Below are 18,129 nucleotides of genomic sequence, written 5' to 3'. Positions count from 1 at the left end.
GTTGTCATGGATACGTTTCAGGTAATTATTTTAGCGTTGATTCAAGGGTTAACAGAGTTTCTTCCTATTTCGAGTTCGGCTCATCTTATTCTCCCTGCTCAGCTTTTAGGTTGGGAAGATCAAGGGCTATCCTTCGATGTTGCGGTGAACACGGGTTCCTTATTTGCAGTGGTGATTTATTTTAGACACGAACTATGGACCATGTTCAATGCTTGGATTGCCAGTATTTTTAAGGGCAAGCATTCAGATGATAGCAGACTCGCTTGGTGGATTATCCTAGCAACATTACCCGCTGTATTTTTTGGGTTTATGGCGAAGGATTTTATTGAAACCCATTTACGTAATGCTGGCGTTATTGCAGTTACTACCGTCGTTTTTGGTTTGTTTCTGTGGTGGGCGGATAAGATGTCACGCCATGATTTAACTGTGTATCAAACGGGTTGGCGCAAGGCATTGCTGATTGGTTTTGCACAGGCATTGGCGTTAATTCCTGGGACATCAAGATCGGGAGCCACGATGACGGCTGCACTAATGTTAGGTTTAAGTCGAGATGCTGCCGCTCGTTTCTCATTCCTTATGTCGGTGCCTGTTAGTTTAGGTGCGGCGATTTTAGTCGGTAAGGATTTAGCTGAAAGCCCTTTGCCCATTGATTATCAAGCGCTCACATTGGGCACTCTGATCTCGTTTGCGGCGGCTTATATTTGTATTCACTATTTCTTAAAAATAATCAGCCGCATGGGAATGACTCCTTTTGTGATATATCGCTTGGCACTGGGCGCAGTCCTGTGTGGGTTTATTTTCCTATAATAGTCATAATGATGTTTTGTCAGAATCGGGTCTAGTACCCGATTTTTTCGTTTTGGAGCGGAGTTAATTTTTGGGAGCCGACCATGATATTTGAATTTCAATGCCCGACATGTGGGCTCGCATTGCAGCAGCATCAAGCCTCACAGGGATTTTATTGCGCTAATAAGCACCACTTTGATAGACATGAGCAAGGTTATTGGGTTTTTACTCCTCCCCAAAGGCAAAAACCGACGGGGGATTCCCGTCAGCAGGTAAGAGCGAAGCGTTTTCTATTAGAGTCAGGTATTTTTTCACCACTCATCGATAAAATGGCGATGATGATCCTGAATTTACAGAAGGAAGAGCTCAGTCTGTTAGATTATGAGTGTGCTGAGGGCTTCTACCTGCGGGCTTTGTCTGCCAAGCTCTCAGAGCTTACTGATGGGGCGAATGTCCATTACAGCGGCGTTGCGGACGCAGAAAATGCTATTTTTGCGGCAGCTAAAGCGCAAACCCCCGGTATTTTATGTTTAAGCACCTCAAAAGTATTACCTTTTGCCGATAACAGCATAGATTTAGTGACTGTGATTGATAAGCCTCTTAAGGGGAAAGAATCTGTTCGCGTACTTAAAGAGCAAGGGGTGATGTTGTTAGTCGTACCTGGTCCTCGGCATTTATGGCAGTTAAAGGAATATATCTATCCCGATTTGACGGAAAAATCGCTGCAAATTAATCTGCCCTCAGAATTATCAATTCAAGAAACACAAACCCTGAGTTTCAATCTGACCGTATCGGGTGAACAGGCATTAACTTTATTGGATATGACACCCTATGCATGGCGGGCAACGGATAAGATGAAACATGATATCCAAGCAAAGCACTTTGAACTGCTCGAAATTGATTTTGTATTAGTGTTGGCACAAAAGTCCTCTCATGGCGCTAAGTCCCTTAAAAACAATAGTTGAGCCGGTTGTTTTTTAATCTATTCATGGGCTTAGGGATTTTGTTTTAAGGTGCTCAATAGCCTCTTATTACGCAAGTCCATGATAGATATTGACGTTTTTATGTTGTTTTTATGTAAAGGTAATCGAGGGCAGCGTTATTGTTAACTTTACGCTTATTTGTTAGTTGATAGATATAATGCCTATCTTGCCTTTGTTTCCCTTCTGGCCTCAGTTTTTATGATTAAGCTTTCTGTAAAATGCCTGCATTCTTGGTCTATAGAAATAACTTTTTTAAAAGGGATAGCGCACCTTGTATAGGGATTTTAAAAGTATAAGTTTGGCGGAAAGATTAAAAAGCAGAAGGGTATTTTAAAGCGGATTAATGCTTTTTTGAACGACAGGTTTTATACACTAGTATACAAAGGTTAATTTTAAGAACGGCTGGTTAAAGGCTGGGATAATCTTGCAAAAATGGGATAGTGTTTCGGTATGTTTTCGCTAAGGGTTATTAATTAAAGGAAGGAATTCTTTAAACTGAAGGTATAAAAAAAGGCTTGGATGGATGCACTGTTCGTTGTCATCTTTCACAAGCCTTTTAGCCTAACCTACTGAGTTGTAGGCTAATTACTTATCATTACTTCTTGTAACGAGAAGCAACGTTGTCTAGACGGTCGTTAGCACGCTTAGCTTCTGCTTGTGCGTCCATAGCTGCTGCTTTAGCATCTTTAACGTCTGCAGATAGTTTGCTTTGCTCAGATTTCAGAGAGCCGACATCAGCTGACAATTGATCAACTTTGTTGCCCAGAGTAGCAACGCTTTCTTCCAGAGCAGTAGTGTTTGCACAACCACCTAGTAGGGCAGTCATTGCTAAACCAGCAATCATCAGTACTTTTTTGTTCATTGTAAAAAATCCCTTAAAATAGGTTGGATTTGAATGTTTCGCCACTTTGTAATCGAAACTGCCTAATTATGACATAGCTATTTTAATTTGCTACGAATATTAATGCGTTTAACCACTATAGACATATAAATTTTTAAAAAAAGCGTTTTTTAGTGGTTGTTCCGACGATTTCCACCAAAAAATGGCACGGTATTTACCATAAAGAGATGGTGGGTTTACAACTTGATTACAATTTATCGGGTACCATGTTCTGCCTCATTTTGCTTTTTGAGTTTGAGTTGGTTAACGGCTTCGATTCGCTTCAAATTGAGTGCTTGCTTTATCTCTGCGCCTTGGAAACCTGCGGCAATAATCGCACTGACATTGACCTTGCTGGCGGCTAAAAAACATTCAGCAAGATACTCACCCTGGGGATATTCATGGGTTTCAAATCCTGTTCGTCCACGCATGTCGGCAATGCAGCTTAAAATAACTTGATTGAGCCGCTCAGGTTTGCGCCAAAAGTCAGCTTTATCGAATATTTTGATGATGGTTTCGGGCCTTAGCTCAAACGCTTGGTGGACATTTTGGTGTTGATCGCTCACTAATAGTGCCAGATCGCGCATTTCGTTCGGCACGCGTAAGCGTGTGCAAAGGGCTTTGATCAGGGGTAAGCCCTTTTGACCATGACCGTGATGTTTAGGTAGATGTTCCTTAGGGCTTAATGCTTTGCCTAAATCATGGACGAGTGCGGAAAAACGTACACTTTTATCCTGGGTGAGTAGGGCTGCCTGGGCTACCACCATTAATGTATGCACGCCTGTGTCTATCTCGGGGTGCCATTTTTCTGGTTGAGGAATACCAAATAAGGCAAATATTTCGGGAAAGAGTACTTCGAGGGCACCACATTGATGCAGTACCTCAAAAAAGATCTCAGGGTTAGGCCCTCCTAAGCTCTTATCGACTTCCTGCCAAACCCGTTCAGCCGTTAATGCGCCGAGTTCATCGCTCGCACAGATATGGCGCATGAGTGCTAAGGTTTCGCTGGCGATACTAAAACCCAATGCATGGAATCTCGCCGCAAATCGGGCGACACGTAGTACTCGGAGGGGATCTTCGATAAAGGCATCGGAAACATGGCGTAATTGGCGCGCTTCAATGTCTTTTAGGCCGCCGAAGGGATCGTATAACTTGCCTTCTTCATCTTGAGCTATGGCATTAATGGTCAAATCGCGGCGTAGCAGGTCTTGCTCTAAGGTCACATCTGGGCTGGCATAGCAGTGAAAACCACCGTAACCTAATCCTACTTTACGCTCTGTTCTTGCGAGGGCGTATTCCTGCTGGGTTGTCGGATGGAGGAATACCGGAAAATCTTTACCTACTTGACGATAACCCCGTTGCAGCATTTGCTCCGGGGTCGCGCCAACGACCATATAATCTTTATCTTTGATGGGGAGATTGAGCAGGCTGTCACGTACAGCGCCGCCGACTAAGTATATTTTCATTAGAATGATTCGGCTAATCTGTCATAGGGATAGCTTAACATGATGATAAGATTCCCTGTGCAACCTAGGGGTAGATATTTATTTAATGTCACATCGATGTTGCGGATGCTTTGACAATCACTGTGTGACGCTTTAACGTGAGCGTTATTTTTAGCTAAGGATGATTGGTGGTATGTACAAGGCCTTTTATGGACTCAGTGATAACCCTTTTTCTATTGCACCCAATCCCCATTATTTATTTTTAAGTGACAGGCACAGGGAAGCCTTGGCTCATTTGACCTATGGGTTAGGTGAAACCGGTGGTTTTGTGTTGCTAACCGGGGAAGTCGGTACAGGTAAAACCACTGTATCGCGCTGTTTACTTGGGCAATTACCCGATAATACTGATACTGCATTTATCCTTAATCCCTCACTCACAGAGTTGGAGTTACTCGCCACTCTCTGCGATGAGCTTAAGATCAGTTATGGGGAAAATCCTAGCCTCAAACAATTAACCGATCATTTGAGCCGCTTTTTACTGGCAAATCATGAAAAAGGCCGTAACACAGTACTCATCATCGATGAGGCTCAACATCTACGCGCCGAAGTGTTAGAGCAACTCAGATTGCTCACTAACCTAGAAACGGACACTAAAAAGTTGCTTCAGGTGATACTCATTGGTCAGCCTGAACTGCAGTTACTGCTCAAACGCCAAGAGCTTAGGCAACTTGCCCAGCGCATCACGGCGCGTTATCACCTATTACCACTTAATGAGGATGAAGTTGCCCTCTATGTGTTGCACCGTTTACAGGTCGCAGGGCGATTCGAGCCACTGTTTACCCGTAAAGCCATTAAAGTATTGCAAAAATACACTGGTGGCATACCGCGGTTGATCAATTTGCTCTGTGAACGGGCACTCATGGCGGGTTACGCTCAATCTAAAGTGCCTATTGACCACTATATGGTCAGGCAGGCCGCCGCTGAAGTATTAGGGGAAGAAGAACCTCAGCAGAATAAACTGCTGTGGCCGAGTGCCATTGCTACGGCTTTAGTGCTTGCATTTGGGGTGTCTTATTGGTTATTTACGGATAATCAAACCATAGCGAGTGCCACTAACTTACCGCAGGCTACTCCTTTGGTGACGCCAGCGAGTGCCGCCACAGACGTTGATACCACAGATAATAGTCTGGAACACTCCAGAGCAAGTGAGCCTACTAAGGTTGCAAGTGAGACCAGTATGGTAGCAAGTCAGCCTACTAATATGGCTAGCATTCAGGCTGCCGCGTCCCCCGATCCGAGCCAAAGAGTGCTGCAGGAAGCGATAAAACAGAGTCGCAGTATCGATACCGCCTTTGCCGGACTCTTCAGTGTTTGGGGGAAAGTACCCTTTAAGGGATTGACTGCCTGTCAATCTGCCGTTGAACAAGGGCTGGCCTGTTATCAGCAACAGGGTAACTGGATGTCGCTCACGCGATTAAATTATCCGGCAGTTGTCTATTTAGTTGATGATAATCAACAGGATTTTTATGGTGCTGTGATTGCGGTCGATGGCGAGCAGTTGTTGATGCAATTGGGAGAGCAACAACTGTGGGTAGACAGAGCTTGGTTTAACCAACACTTCAGCGGGACGTTTGAAATCCTGTGGCAGGCGCCGAGTTTACCTATGATGGAAATCAGCCAAAAATCGAGTCCGGGACAATTGCAGTGGCTGGAAAATGCCCTTGCCCATGTGGCTAATCGCAATGCGAGAAGAGTTTCCCAATTCGATCTTAAATTAGAAAATGATCTTAAAGCATTCCAAAGCCAGCATGGATTAAAAGCCGATGGCATCGCAGGTAATCAAACATTAGTGAGACTAAATTTGTATTTAAGTGAGCAAGGGCCACGTTTGACCGATAATGGAGCGCAGAGTTAATGTCCATTTTACTCGATGCTGTCACCCGTAATAAACAGCAGCAGTCGTCGCCCTTACCCGATGCGGTGTTAACGCCAAGGGCTAATTATCCTCAGCCCCGTCAAACAGGTATTCCCGTCGCTAAACTTTCGGCATTGGCATTGGCTATTGCGTTAGGTGTGGGGGTGGCATGGGGCGTGGCCATGCTGAGGCAGACTGAGTTACTTCCGGCGGATAAGCCCCCAGTAGGCGCGTCGGTGATGGCTGCCGAAACCACGCCCACAACGCAAACGGCAGTTCAAAATGCAGTTCAGGGCACGGTGAAAGACTCTGAACGGGCAACAATGGCTGCACAGATATCTGCCGCACAGGATATCAATACGGGGATCCGCCTTGCGGGAAAAGTTGCCCTGCCTAGGGCGCAGGAGTTAAATGGCGGCGCATCAGTGGTACAAGCGCCAGCGAATGCCAATGGTTACGGTGTTAGCAGCATTCCACAAAATCGCGATCCAAGTTATCAAGATTACCTCGCCACGTCTGCGGCTGTGGATGCGACAACGCCTGACTCAAGTCCGTATTCAGTGACCGATGAAAATGGCATAAACCCAGCGGAATTAGTGCAAACGCCAGAGAGCCAAAGCCAAGAAGCTATCATGCTAGGCGCGGGTGCGAATAGCCAAGGTTTAGAACAGTTGGAAGCATTACGTCAGCAGGTCAGTGCTGCTGCGGTAGATGTGGGCTTAGAAACCAACCAAAGTCGCCAGGATGATCAATTAGTTGCCACATTTCAAGATGCACTAAAGGATGTGGAATATGTTAAGGCGGCGAAAACGCCTGTCACAGAGCCTAAGTTAGATCCCATCCCTAAGCCTGCGGGGGACGATATTCCTAAATACGGTCAATTACCCGCTGGACTGCAGTTGCAAGTGCCGGAATTTAATATTGTGGCCCATGTGTATTCCACGGATGCGAGCCAGCGTTGGTTGAATGTGGACGGTGCAGAGTTGCAGGAGGGGGATATGATAGCTGGCAAGTTGAAGATCATCTCTATTCGTCCAAGGGATGTTGTCTTGGATATTCAAGGGACGCAATTTAAAGTTCCTGCGATTTAAAGCCTCTTCTATTTAAGTGATTGCAGTTTAAGCTCCCTAAATTTTAATGATGCAACCAAAAGAAAAGGCGCCAAGGGGCGCCTTTTACTTACAATCAGATCCGCATTAGGTGAAGAATTTATTAGCAAGAAACAGTGTTAGAACATAGCCTACGCTATAGCATAGGAATAGGGCTGGCACGTATTTGAGGTAACTTACGAAAGTCAGTTCCTTCACTTTACTCATGGCAACAATGCCCGCAGCAGAACCAATAATCAGCAGTGAGCCACCGACACCAACGCTGTAGGTTAAGCCGAGCCACTCTGGTGTAGTCAAAACGGGTTCTGCTTTTAATAATGCCGCCGTTAATGGCACGTTATCAATTAAGGCTGAGCCCATACCTGTCACGAAGTTAGAGATGTTTGGATTAAACATGGCATAAGCTTCAGTCAGTAAATCTAAGGTGCCGATTTCTTTAAGCATACCGACGAGCAATAGAATCCCTAAGAAGAACAATAAAGTGTCATATTCAACTTGGCGGATATATTCGAGGATCTTGATTTCTTCTTTGTCGCTGCGTGTAGTGTGGCCAATCAAGAACATGATGGACAGACCCGTTAAGAAGGTCAGCACTGGTGGGATACCAAACAATATGTTGAGCAACATAGTCAGTAAAATGGTGCAGAAAAACACTAAAGCAATCAAGACATCAACGGTTTGATAAGTATGTTTGATTGGGGTCGTGCTGACCATACCTTCAGCTTTGAGTGAGAGTAGCGTCGCCAGCAAAATTACGCTCACGGCCGATGGGATAAATAACATCAACAACTCTGACATATGCACATGGCCAGCTAAGAATATCATCAATGTAGTCACATCGCCGGTAATCAAGGCTACACCGCCTGAGTTCACCGCGAAGATAATCAGTACTGCCATTCTGCGGCGCATTTGCTTGTCGAGTTTAAAGGTGGTTAACAAGCCTAAAGACACTAAGGTCGCGGTGACGTTATCACAAAATGCCGACAGTATGAGCGCAAACAATGCCACTTGGATCATCAGCATCCGCACAGAGACTTTCTGTGGAAACAGCTTTTGCACCATGATTTGGATCATGCCCTTAGCGTTGAGGTAGGCAACGAAGGTCATGGTCGACATCAAAAATAGCCAAAGTGTGGCAATTTCGAGCAGGTTTTCATTGAGTTGATGGCCAATGATTTTCTCATGGGCGGGATCTCCTGCAGCCATAAATAGCGCTACCCAGGATATACAGCCAAAGAATAAGGTGGTTTTTGCTTTATTAAGGTGGGTCACTTCTTCGAAAATAATACTGAGCAATGCGAGCACGGCCAGTATGATGAGAAAGGTATATAACATAACTGCAATTCCAACTGCTGTTTTAATGTCGTTGCCGGCCTAGGGCGAGCTATGGATGGCATTTTCAAGGTAAATTTAAGATTACCGTGTTAACGCGTGCGGATCAGAACATAATGGGGGAAAGAACGCAACTGTTAGCTGTAACTCATTTTTATTGAGCTTTGTGATGTTGATCGCACGGGTTTTATTGTGTTTGCAGTTGAATACACTGTTTTGTGTGTTTTTGTTGGATTATTTTGCTGTATCACTCCAATGGATTACGGGCTGTAAAGTAAGATCTACGATTAAAGTCTAAGCAGTTGTTTTACCGAACCTGCAATTAATTCTTCTTTATATGAATTATCTTGAGCTGTCTGTGTATCCCTGTGTTTATTATTCGTGTTTTTATGCGGTTAAAAGCTTTATATTTTAGTGATGAAACTCCTCTCTATATCAGAAAAGGGTAATAAAAAGGGACGCTAATGCGTCCCTTAGTGTTTTAAGCTATCGCTTACATTGCCGCTTTCATACGACCTAATACGCGGTCTGCTGCCTCTAAGGTTAAGCGCAGTTCTTCTTCGCCATGGGCCATAGACAAGAAACCGGCTTCATAGGCGCTCGGTGCCAAGTACACGCCTTCATCTAACATGCCGTGGTAGAAAGTACGGAACTGCTCGATATTGCACTTGGTCACTTGGTCGAAGCGCGTGATCTGCTCTTGCTCGGTAAAGAAGAAGCCGAACATGCCGCCAACGTAGTTGATCGCCATTGGAATACCATGCTTATCCGCCGCGGCTTTAAAGCCTTCGGCGATACGTTTGGTTTTCGCGCTCAACTCTTCGTATAGACCTGCTTCACACAGGGCGTCCATTTGTGCCAGACCCGCCGACATAGCAATGGGGTTACCCGATAGAGTGCCCGCTTGGTACACAGGACCAGTCGGTGCGATAAACTGCATCACATCTTTACGGCCACCGAAGGCACCCACTGGCATACCGCCACCAATCACTTTACCTAGCGTGGTTAAGTCAGGTGTGACGCCGTAATAACCTTGAGCGCCGCTTTGTGATACGCGAAAACCTGTCATCACTTCGTCGATGATCATTAAGGCACCGAATTCATCACAGATATCACGCAGACCTTGAAGGAAACCTGGGATAGGTGGAATGCAGTTCATGTTGCCTGCAACTGGCTCGATGATGATGCAAGAAATTTCAGTTGGATACTGTTCGAACAGGGTTCTAACTGAATCTAAATCGTTATACACAGCGGTTAAGGTGTGCTTGGCGAAATCTTCAGGAATACCGGGTGAACTAGGTTGGCCTAAAGTTAACGCGCCAGAACCGGCTTTCACTAACAGGCAATCGGCGTGGCCGTGGTAACAGCCTTCAAATTTTAAAATCTTGTCACGACTGGTAAAACCGCGTGCTAAACGGATAGCACTCATAGTGGCTTCAGTCCCTGAACTCACCATACGCACTTGTTCGATAGAAGGCACCATAGAGATGACTTTTTCGGCCATTTGCACTTCAAGCTCAGTTGGCGCACCAAAAGACAGGCCATTTTCCACCGCCGCTAATACTGCAGCACGGATTTTAGGGTGATTGTGGCCGAGGATCATCGGGCCCCAAGAACCGACATAGTCGATATAAGCTTTACCATCGGCATCGTAGATATAAGCGCCATCGGCCTTTTCAATAAACAGGGGCGAACCGCCTACACCATTAAATGCACGAACCGGGGAGTTAACACCGCCGGGGATGGTTTTTTTAGCCTGTTCAAATAGCGCTTCGGAACGGGTCATGTTTAGTCCTTAAAGTCTGTAGCCAATTAGCGATCGGCTTTACGTGAATACCAATTAACCGGACACTCATATTTTTCGAGTTGATTATCAACGCCGAGTGTCAATGCAAACAAAGCCATGCGAATTAACAGCCCATTGTCCGCCTGTCTGAAGATAGCGAGGTTAGGGTGACTGTTCAAATCATTATCTAACTCATTGGCTTGCGCGCGTGAATCCCTTGGAAGCGGATGCATAATGACAGTGTTAGATTTGCAATGCTGAGTGTAAATACTGCGATTTAAGCGGAACTTGCCGCGATACTTATTCGCTTCTTCCTGTGAAGGGAAGCGCTCTTCCTGAATGCGCGTGAGATACAGAATATCTGCTTTATCTAAATGGCCTTCAAGTTGGTCGGTTATTTTGATGCTATGGCCAGCATTTTCAATGTCAGAGATCACATAATCAGGCATAGCTAATTCAGCGGGTGAAATCAGCGTGAAACTGATGTTCTTATACATGCAGAGTAAGCGCGACAGTGAATGTACGGTACGGCCAAATTTTAAGTCGCCGACCATGGCTATGTGCATGCCATCGATACCGCGGCCAGCACACTTGAGTTCTTTTTGGATAGTGTATAAGTCGAGCAAAGCTTGGGTCGGATGTTCGTTCGAACCATCGCCGCCGTTGATCACTGGGACGCGGCTACCTTCGGCAAACTCTTTTACCGAATAAGAGTCAGGATGGCGCATGGCAATCACATCGGAATAAGTAGATAACACCCGCGCCGTATCGTACAGGGACTCACCCTTAGATAAAGACGATGACGCCATACCTGTGGTTTCACGCACATGGCCGCCGAGCAAGTTAAAGGCACAGCCAAAACTCACGCGGGTACGGGTACTAGGTTCGAAAAACAGGTTACCTAAAATGGCGCCTTCGAGCACTTTGGTGCGCTTCTCTCGAAGTGCATAGGGCATCATGCGGCTAGCGACATTAAAAATAGTTTGGATTGAGTCAAGATCTAACTGGTTTACGGAGAGGATATGGGATCCTTCGAACTGATTCATCAGCCTGTTTTCCAATTGCTAGGGGGCATTTTAAGCTGCGGTATCGCGCTTATCTGCCCTGATGTTATGTAGGGTGGCTGAGGCGCGATTGTAGCAGAAGCACTAAGGCAACGAAATAGCACTAGGGTCACAGCGTTAGATTTTTGCGATAAAGCCAGCGCTTTTGTGATCCGAGAGCCGCCGTTTGTTTAGGATTATGCTTGGCCTGTGCGGACTTCCTGCTGCAGGTTCGACCAACTGATCACCCCGACCACGTTTTCGGGCGAATCTTGATAAATAAAGACTTCACCACTGCGACTGGGTGATAAGAGGAGGTAAACTTCATTGAGGGTGGCGGTATCGCTTACGCCCTGCATGGGATGGCGCGAGAGGGTGATGTTATCGTCATAGGACTGCATTTCCAGGCTAAGCATTTCGATAATCCCATCGGCATTACGCACTAGCACGGGTCGACCCTCGGCGCGTTTGAGCACTTCGAGCAATAATTCATCGTTGTTATTGACGATAACAAAGCGTTTATCCATTAAGGCTCGCACGCCTTTTTTCTGCAACGCTAAATTCACCGGCGCAACTTTATAGCCTAGCCCCATGATGTCTAATTGTTTAAAGAAAATGGAGTCAGTTTTAAAGCCTTGATAGGCAATTAAAAAAGCCGGAATTGTCACAAACATCGCCGGCAGGATGATACTGGCATCGTTGGTCATTTCTAGCAGGGCGACTAATGCTGCCAGTGGCGCGCTTAAACACACGCCCATCATGGCTGTCATGCCAATCACAGTATAAAGCCCCACATAGGGAGCGATCGAAGGGAACATGACCGCGCTCACTAGGGCTAAAATGGCCCCAATTAAGGCTCCTATGCCGTAGAGTGGTCCAATTAATCCCCCTGGAATTCCAAGGCCTATCGCCGCGACCGTTGCGATGATTTTTGCGGCCAGCAGGGCGATTAAGAGTAACAAACTTGGATGTTCACTGATGGCTTCGCTAATGGCTAAATCCCCCGTTCCCAGCGCCTGGGGTAAGACTAAACCGATTAAAGTGGTGATACTGCCCGCAAGAAGCAGACGGTAGATTAACGGCCAGTTTTGGCTCGACGCTGTGACTTTAAGGAGAGAGTAATTAAATAAGGCGGCCGTACATCCGAGTACAACTCCCCCGATGGCAAGAATAGGGTAGTGATCTAAGGGAATGTGGATCACTTGAATACGGTCAAATTCGTGCACATTACCAAACACCAGTTGGCTCGACACTGCGCCGCAAATCGAAGAGAGCATAATCGGGAAAAAGTAATGGATTTTATATTCTCGTACTATCACTTCGAGTACAAAAATCACCGCCGCCAAGGGCGCATTAAAGGTCGCGGCAATCCCAGCGGCAATGCCACTGGCGCACATAATACGAACGCTGTTATCGGGAAGGTTGAATTTCTCAGCCAACACACTGGCACTGACAGCGCCCAGATGAATGGCTGGCCCCTCTCGTCCAACCGAGAAATTGGTGCCTAGGGCGAAGAGGGCTTGAAAAAATTGCCCCGGCGCGGATTGCAGGGGGATTTTACCATAGTGCAGTTTAACCCTATGTAGCACATAGGCTATGCCCATACGTTTGTAGCGTTTGGAGCCCAACTTTGCCACAAGCCAAATTAATATTGCGCCTAGAAGCGGTAACAAAGCTCGCCAGTCGGCCACGTTCCCCGTAAAATCCAGCTTTTCTATTTGGGTAAAATGATTCGCCCACAGGAGTAAGAGTCGAAACAGCAGGATCACGCCGGAGGCAAAGATGGCAAAAAATAACGCCAGTATGCATAGCTGTGCACTGATCTTGGCTTGGGATAAATGATCCCGCAGCTCATTAGCTAAATATTTCTTGGCTGTGGCTATAGCATGTTGAATGGCGACTTTATTTATCGTTAATTGCACTGCATTGGCCTGAGTTGTATTGTATCGAACTCTTCTTGAGTTGATTGTATTTTATATAAGGGGCTGTTACCTAATGCCAAATTATCATCGTTGGCTAGATCGCCTGCAAGTGATGGAGCGCAAGTATCGTTCATCTTCGGTATATTTATCACTTTTAGTGTTAGTCGCTTTTTTGCTTGGGGCTTGGGTTAGTTTTATTCTTTTGAGCAGTGATGAGCCCGTAGTGAAGCACATTAGCAGTAAATCCCAGCGATTAACTGCTGAATTAGAAGAGCAAACCCAATTACTGGCAACGCGCAATTTAGAGCTGTCAGTTGAACGGGAAGCCAACGCCCAAATGCAGGGAATGTTTGGCGAGCAGCTCAAAAAGCAACAGGAATTGCAGCGTGAATTGGCATTTTACCGTAGCATTATGTCTCCGGATGATAATGCCGAAGGCGTTGCCATTCATGGGCTTGAAATGACACCGGGTGTTTTAGCCGATGAGTACAATCTCAAACTGGTGTTGACTCAGTTACAAAAGCGTAAGCAAGCCATTCAAGGTCGAGCCGAATTGACCTTAATTGGGCTGCAGGATGGTAAATCCGCTGAACTAAGTGTGAACAAACTCACGGGTTCAAAATTGGAATTTGATTTTCGTTATTTTCAGGTCATAGATACCAAGATCACTGTGCCAGCGGGCTTTAATTTACTGAAAGTCAAAGTCAAAGTGGTTGTGCCATCGAGCCGCTGGACCAAGAATTCGCAGACAGAACATGTCTATAGTGTCCCTGAGTTATTGCAGGGTGAAAAAGAACCGCGGGTAATACTTGAACAAAATAGTCAGGTAACGGATAATTTGCCCCAGAAAACTGATGTAAGAGGTAGTAATGACTGATCAAGCTGACGCTCCAATGCCAATCAAATTTACCGATGCGGCAGCCGCTAAGGTAAAGGGCTTGTTGGAAGAAGAGCAAAATCCTGCACTTAAGCTACGAGTCTATGTGACGGGCGGTGGTTGTTCTGGATTTCAGTACGGCTTTACCTTTGATGAAAAGGTCAATGACGGCGATTTCACGATAGAAAAACAAGGCGTTCTCTTGGTTGTCGATCCTATGAGCCTGCAGTATTTAGTGGGTGGCGAAGTGGATTACACTTCTGGGCTCGAAGGTTCGCGCTTCTTTGTTAAAAACCCGAATGCGACGACAACCTGTGGTTGTGGCGCGAGCTTCTCGGTGTAAGTTCCCCCATTTGGATGAGAAAAAAGCCGTCAAAATGACGGCTTTTTTGTTGACAGAAATCCACTCAGCACAGGCTTAACTCATAATATTGAGATTGAGTTTAGGCTTAAACCAGGCTTTGACTTTTTTATCGAAAGCGATCCAAACCTGTAATAAAGATAAGATAATTAATACGATAAAAATGACATAATCGGGAAACTTCCCCTGCCATTCACCTAAATGTACTGTGGTTGGGCCAACCACTAAATTATCGGGATCGTATAGTATGACTGGCAGCATACTGACTAAGGCCAATTGCACCAGCGTGTAGCCGCGCAGCATAATGAGCCCCGCCTTTTGGCGACCTAAAATGCCTAACACCATAAACAGAGTGAGTAGACAAAATAACACCCCTTGTTTGGCAATTAAGCCACTCACGGATGCGACAACATAGAGTAGCAGCAATACAATGAGGCGTTTAGGTAAACGAGGGTTAGTCGCAGGTGTCACTGCGGGCGTTGGCAAAGAGGATTTTTGCTCACTCATCGACAGTCTCGCTTCGCGGTTGTATTAGTGACTTTGCTTAGTGATGAGTCGTTGATCTAACTCATAGGGTGGAATAACTACCCCTAAATCATCCTGAACTGGGAATACTGCCACGAACAGATCGTCATCTTCCATGCCAGGCACCCATCTTTCATGCCATTCATCGTATGGGATCGCTAAGGTCTGGCAATCGCTCCACTCATCGACGGCCCAAGATTCAGCGGCATCCTCGGTTGGCCACATAGGAATACAATCTTCTTCTTCGGTCGTTAGCATTACACAACCGTCTTGATCCTGCAGGGTCCAAAGTGTTTTATGTTCTTTGACTTGTTCAACGAGGTAATCGTAACGGCCTTCCGGCGTCATTGCTGCTGTCTCAGCGAGGGTTTTAACAGTCTTGCTCATGAAAAATATCTCTTTGGCTTGGATAGGGCGAAGCTTGTTGGGTCCCAAATATAAAAAACTAGGCACAGCAAAATTCACCGGTTGGCTAAATGGTAACATTAGAGCGGGATTAGAAAAAGAACAACAGCGCCGAGAGGGCGATACCTGTCTTTTCCCTTAGCAAAAGCTTGCTCATTTAGCGCTAAATCGTCCGCCGAGTACGGCTTCGCGGGAGGCGCCAGTAACTGCCGGAAGATTGGCGGGTAAGCCTAAGTGATTGCGCATGGCTAGCCACGCAAAGGCGATGCCTTCAGCCCATTTAGGATCGACGCCAAGGGCTGAGGTGGTATCCAAGGTATAACCTGGTAATAGGGCGGCAAAACGTTGCATTAGTTGGCCATTAAATGCGCCGCCACCACAGACGAATAACTCCCCTTCATTGGATAACTTAATAATATCCTGAGCGATACTGTGGCAGGTCAGATCCAATAAGGTCGATTGAATATCTTCCTCATCGAGATGATTAAAGGGCGATAACTGCTGTTCTAACCAAGCTTGATTGAATAATTCACGGCCCGTACTCTTAGGGTAAGCAAGGGAGAAATAAGGGTGTGATAGCAGTTGAGCTAATAGGTCTGGGTCGGTTTTGCCGGACGCTGCCCATTCGCCATCTCTATCGAAGGGCTCACTCTTAATGTGCTGGATCCAAGCATCGATAAGCGTATTCCCTGGGCCCGTATCAAAGCCGATCACATGCTCGCTATTGCCGGGAAGGTAAGTCACATTCGCTATGCCACCAATATTTAAAATGATGCGTTTTTTACCAATTTCGGCAAAGGTTTGCTGGTGGAATGCCGGCACTAAGGGCGCGCCTTGACCTCCTAAGGCAATGTCTTTACGGCGAAAATCCGCAATTACATCGATACCTGTTTCGGTCGCTATGGTATTGGGATCGCCAATTTGCAGGGTAAATCCCACCTCGAGGTTCGGCATATGGCGCACGGTTTGGCCGTGGCTACCAATGGCGATAACATCTTCTTTCGCAACAGCACATTTCGCTAGCAGATTGTTGACCGCCAAAGCAAACAACTCGCCGACATTGCGATCTAGGCGACCTAAACGGTTAATTTCATCTGCGCCGGGTAAACATAAACGCTGTAAGCCTTTGAGTAAATGGCTTGGAATGGCTTCCGTATGGCTGGCGATAAGTTGTGGCTGTGCGCCAGAAAAGTCAACTAATACCGCATCGACGCCATCCATGCTGGTGCCTGACATCAGTCCAATATAATAAGCATTTTTCATTGGGAGGAGTCCGTCCTGTCGTTATTACATTCGTTATTGCATTGCCAATTGCGTTTGTTTGTTCTGCGATAGGGTCGCCATTAATTGTTTGCTAAGCGCATCGAATTGGTTTTTTTCTTTTCTAGCAATCGATTCCGCTTTAGGCAAAGTCACCGTTCTTGGGTTGCGGTGTACACCATTGACGATGAACTCATAATGTAAATGCGCGCCGGTGACGCGGCCAGTTTTACCTAAAGTACCTATGACTTGGCCTTGCTTAACGCTGGCTCCTTTACTGACATTACGTTTTGTGAGGTGTAAATATTTAGTGGTGTAGGTATCGTTATGTTTAATAAACACATAGTTACCGTTGAATTGATTATAGCCAGACTCGATGACGCGCCCGCTACCCGCGGCTTTAATCGGTGTACCAATCGCCGCCACATAATCCACTCCGCGGTGGGCTTTGACTTGTCCGGTGACAGGGTGCAAACGCTTAGGGTTAAAGTTGGAGCTGACGTACTTAAAATCGACCGGTGAGCGCAGGAAGGCTTTACGCATACTCGTGCCATTCTCAGAGTAGTAGTTGCCATCGGTATAGCGAATCGCGGTATAGCGCTCATCTTGGTTGACGAACTCTGCGGCTAAGATATTGCCATTACGCAAAAACTCACCATCGGCATATTCCTGCTCGTAGATAATGGCAAAACTGTCGCCTTCACGCAGATCTAAGGCAAAGTCGATATCCCAGCCAAATACCGTCGATAATTGCAATATCTGGTTTGCAGACATGCCGGCATCGACCGCGGCGTTCCAAAAGTTGCTCTTTATCTTAGCGCTGGTGAAGTGGGTGCGGATCTCCACATCTTTCTCGGAGATTTTTTCAAAGTATTGCTCTTGATTCTTTGTGATAACCAGCGTTGAAATCGCATCGATGCGGTAACGTACTTCGGTTAAATTACCGCTGGCATCCTTGGAAATCACAATTTCTTCGCCGGGCATAATCTTGAGTAAATTTTGCTTGGCTAAAGGCAACTGGGTGATTTCATAAACGTCTTTACTACTTAGGCCTGCGCGATCAAATACCGCGGCTAAGGTGTCGCCGTTTTTTACATTGAAATGCTCAACATCCCTATGGTTGGCACTCTCTAGGGATTCAGTTGCTCCCTTGCCAGCAGCGAGTGCCTCACTTGACGACAAAGGGACTGCATTAGCAGGGGCATTATCCGATGCCTCTTCCAGTGACTCTGGGCGCTCTGGCGAGCGAAAGGCTAATGGGACATCGTAGCGAATGTTAGTATGTTGTTCATCTATAGCCGTTGTTTGTCTCGAAGCCTGGGCTTCTTCAGAAGGTAAGAGCATGGTTATCATAGTGATAACAGAAAGAATGCTGAGGAGAATTTGATGCTTTTTAGGCAACAATTTAAATAACGTAATAACCTTTCCCATTGACGCCGATACCGATAACCTGAGGCTTGAATAATCCCGTTAGTGTACACACTTTCAATTGTGCTGGCT

The 18,129-nt window shown here is 46.1% G+C and carries 16 protein-coding genes; 6 read left to right on the top strand and 10 right to left on the bottom strand.

Annotated elements, in window-relative coordinates; genetic code table 11:
• Positions 1-6: 6 nt before the first annotated feature.
• Positions 7-807 carry an undecaprenyl-diphosphate phosphatase gene (locus tag MJO46_RS06830; protein ID WP_253988673.1) on the top strand — a complete coding sequence of 267 codons (801 nt, stop codon included), beginning with the start codon at positions 7-9 and terminating at the stop codon, positions 805-807.
• A gap of 83 nt (positions 808-890) precedes the next feature.
• The gene (locus MJO46_RS06825; protein ID WP_253988672.1) at positions 891-1,751 is read left to right on the top strand and encodes a putative RNA methyltransferase; all 861 of its coding nucleotides are present in this window, start codon (positions 891-893) and stop codon (positions 1,749-1,751) included.
• Positions 1,752-2,364: 613 nt separating this feature from the next.
• Here MJO46_RS06825 and MJO46_RS06820 read toward each other — a convergent pair.
• Positions 2,365-2,631 (bottom strand): Lpp/OprI family alanine-zipper lipoprotein, encoded by a 267-nt coding sequence (locus MJO46_RS06820; RefSeq protein WP_007650000.1) that lies wholly within the window; start codon positions 2,629-2,631, stop codon positions 2,365-2,367.
• A 233-nt stretch (positions 2,632-2,864) separates the two neighbouring features.
• Complete coding sequence (locus MJO46_RS06815; protein ID WP_253988671.1) at positions 2,865-4,115, bottom strand: multifunctional CCA addition/repair protein; 1,251 nt, start codon at positions 4,113-4,115, stop codon at positions 2,865-2,867.
• 172 nt (positions 4,116-4,287) lie between these two features.
• Between MJO46_RS06815 and MJO46_RS06810 the strand changes: the two genes are divergently transcribed.
• Positions 4,288-6,009, top strand: a complete 1,722-nt coding sequence (locus tag MJO46_RS06810; protein WP_253988670.1) for an ExeA family protein — start codon at positions 4,288-4,290, stop codon at positions 6,007-6,009.
• Complete coding sequence (locus MJO46_RS06805) at positions 6,009-7,100, top strand: general secretion pathway protein GspB (protein ID WP_253988669.1); 1,092 nt, start codon at positions 6,009-6,011, stop codon at positions 7,098-7,100. The genes MJO46_RS06810 and MJO46_RS06805 overlap by 1 nt, the downstream gene beginning before the upstream one ends.
• A gap of 105 nt (positions 7,101-7,205) precedes the next feature.
• Here MJO46_RS06805 and nhaD read toward each other — a convergent pair whose 3' ends face one another.
• The 4 genes from nhaD to MJO46_RS06785 form a co-directional block, all read right to left on the bottom strand.
• Positions 7,206-8,453, bottom strand: a complete 1,248-nt coding sequence (gene nhaD, locus MJO46_RS06800) for a sodium:proton antiporter NhaD (protein ID WP_253988668.1) — start codon at positions 8,451-8,453, stop codon at positions 7,206-7,208.
• Between the two features lie 490 nt (positions 8,454-8,943).
• Positions 8,944-10,236, bottom strand: coding sequence for a glutamate-1-semialdehyde 2,1-aminomutase (hemL, locus tag MJO46_RS06795; protein WP_253988667.1), 1,293 nt, complete (start codon positions 10,234-10,236; stop codon positions 8,944-8,946).
• 26 nt (positions 10,237-10,262) lie between these two features.
• Complete coding sequence (locus MJO46_RS06790) at positions 10,263-11,282, bottom strand: aspartate carbamoyltransferase (protein ID WP_253988666.1); 1,020 nt, start codon at positions 11,280-11,282, stop codon at positions 10,263-10,265.
• Between the two features lie 194 nt (positions 11,283-11,476).
• Positions 11,477-13,201, bottom strand: coding sequence for a chloride channel protein (locus MJO46_RS06785; protein ID WP_253988665.1), 1,725 nt, complete (start codon positions 13,199-13,201; stop codon positions 11,477-11,479).
• A gap of 73 nt (positions 13,202-13,274) precedes the next feature.
• On the opposite strand from MJO46_RS06785, the gene MJO46_RS06780 reads away from it, so the two are divergent.
• Together MJO46_RS06780 and erpA are read left to right on the top strand one after the other, a co-directional pair.
• Positions 13,275-14,078 carry a DUF6776 family protein gene (locus MJO46_RS06780; protein WP_253988664.1) on the top strand — a complete coding sequence of 268 codons (804 nt, stop codon included), beginning with the start codon at positions 13,275-13,277 and terminating at the stop codon, positions 14,076-14,078.
• Positions 14,071-14,421: an iron-sulfur cluster insertion protein ErpA gene (gene erpA, locus MJO46_RS06775; protein ID WP_198782660.1), complete on the top strand. Its 351-nt coding sequence runs from the start codon at positions 14,071-14,073 to the stop codon at positions 14,419-14,421. Before MJO46_RS06780 ends, erpA begins: the two co-directional genes overlap by 8 nt.
• Positions 14,422-14,496: 75 nt before the next feature.
• On the opposite strand, the gene MJO46_RS06770 is transcribed toward erpA, so the two are convergent.
• From MJO46_RS06770 to MJO46_RS06755, 4 genes are all read right to left on the bottom strand, one after another.
• Positions 14,497-14,946: a hypothetical protein gene (locus tag MJO46_RS06770; RefSeq protein WP_253988663.1), complete on the bottom strand. Its 450-nt coding sequence runs from the start codon at positions 14,944-14,946 to the stop codon at positions 14,497-14,499.
• 24 nt (positions 14,947-14,970) lie between these two features.
• Positions 14,971-15,351 (bottom strand): DUF2750 domain-containing protein, encoded by a 381-nt coding sequence (locus MJO46_RS06765; RefSeq protein WP_007649967.1) that lies wholly within the window; start codon positions 15,349-15,351, stop codon positions 14,971-14,973.
• A 171-nt stretch (positions 15,352-15,522) separates the two neighbouring features.
• Positions 15,523-16,632, bottom strand: a complete 1,110-nt coding sequence (locus tag MJO46_RS06760; protein WP_253988662.1) for an anhydro-N-acetylmuramic acid kinase — start codon at positions 16,630-16,632, stop codon at positions 15,523-15,525.
• 33 nt (positions 16,633-16,665) lie between these two features.
• Positions 16,666-18,060 carry a peptidoglycan DD-metalloendopeptidase family protein gene (locus MJO46_RS06755; RefSeq protein WP_253988661.1) on the bottom strand — a complete coding sequence of 465 codons (1,395 nt, stop codon included), beginning with the start codon at positions 18,058-18,060 and terminating at the stop codon, positions 16,666-16,668.
• Positions 18,061-18,129 lie beyond the last annotated feature (69 nt).

This window comes from Shewanella sp. KJ2020, from assembly GCF_024197625.1.
In the GTDB taxonomy this organism is placed as follows: Bacteria; Pseudomonadota; Gammaproteobacteria; order Enterobacterales; family Shewanellaceae; genus Shewanella.
Note: the sequence above shows the minus strand (reverse complement) of the source record. Positions and strands in the feature narration are given on the sequence as shown.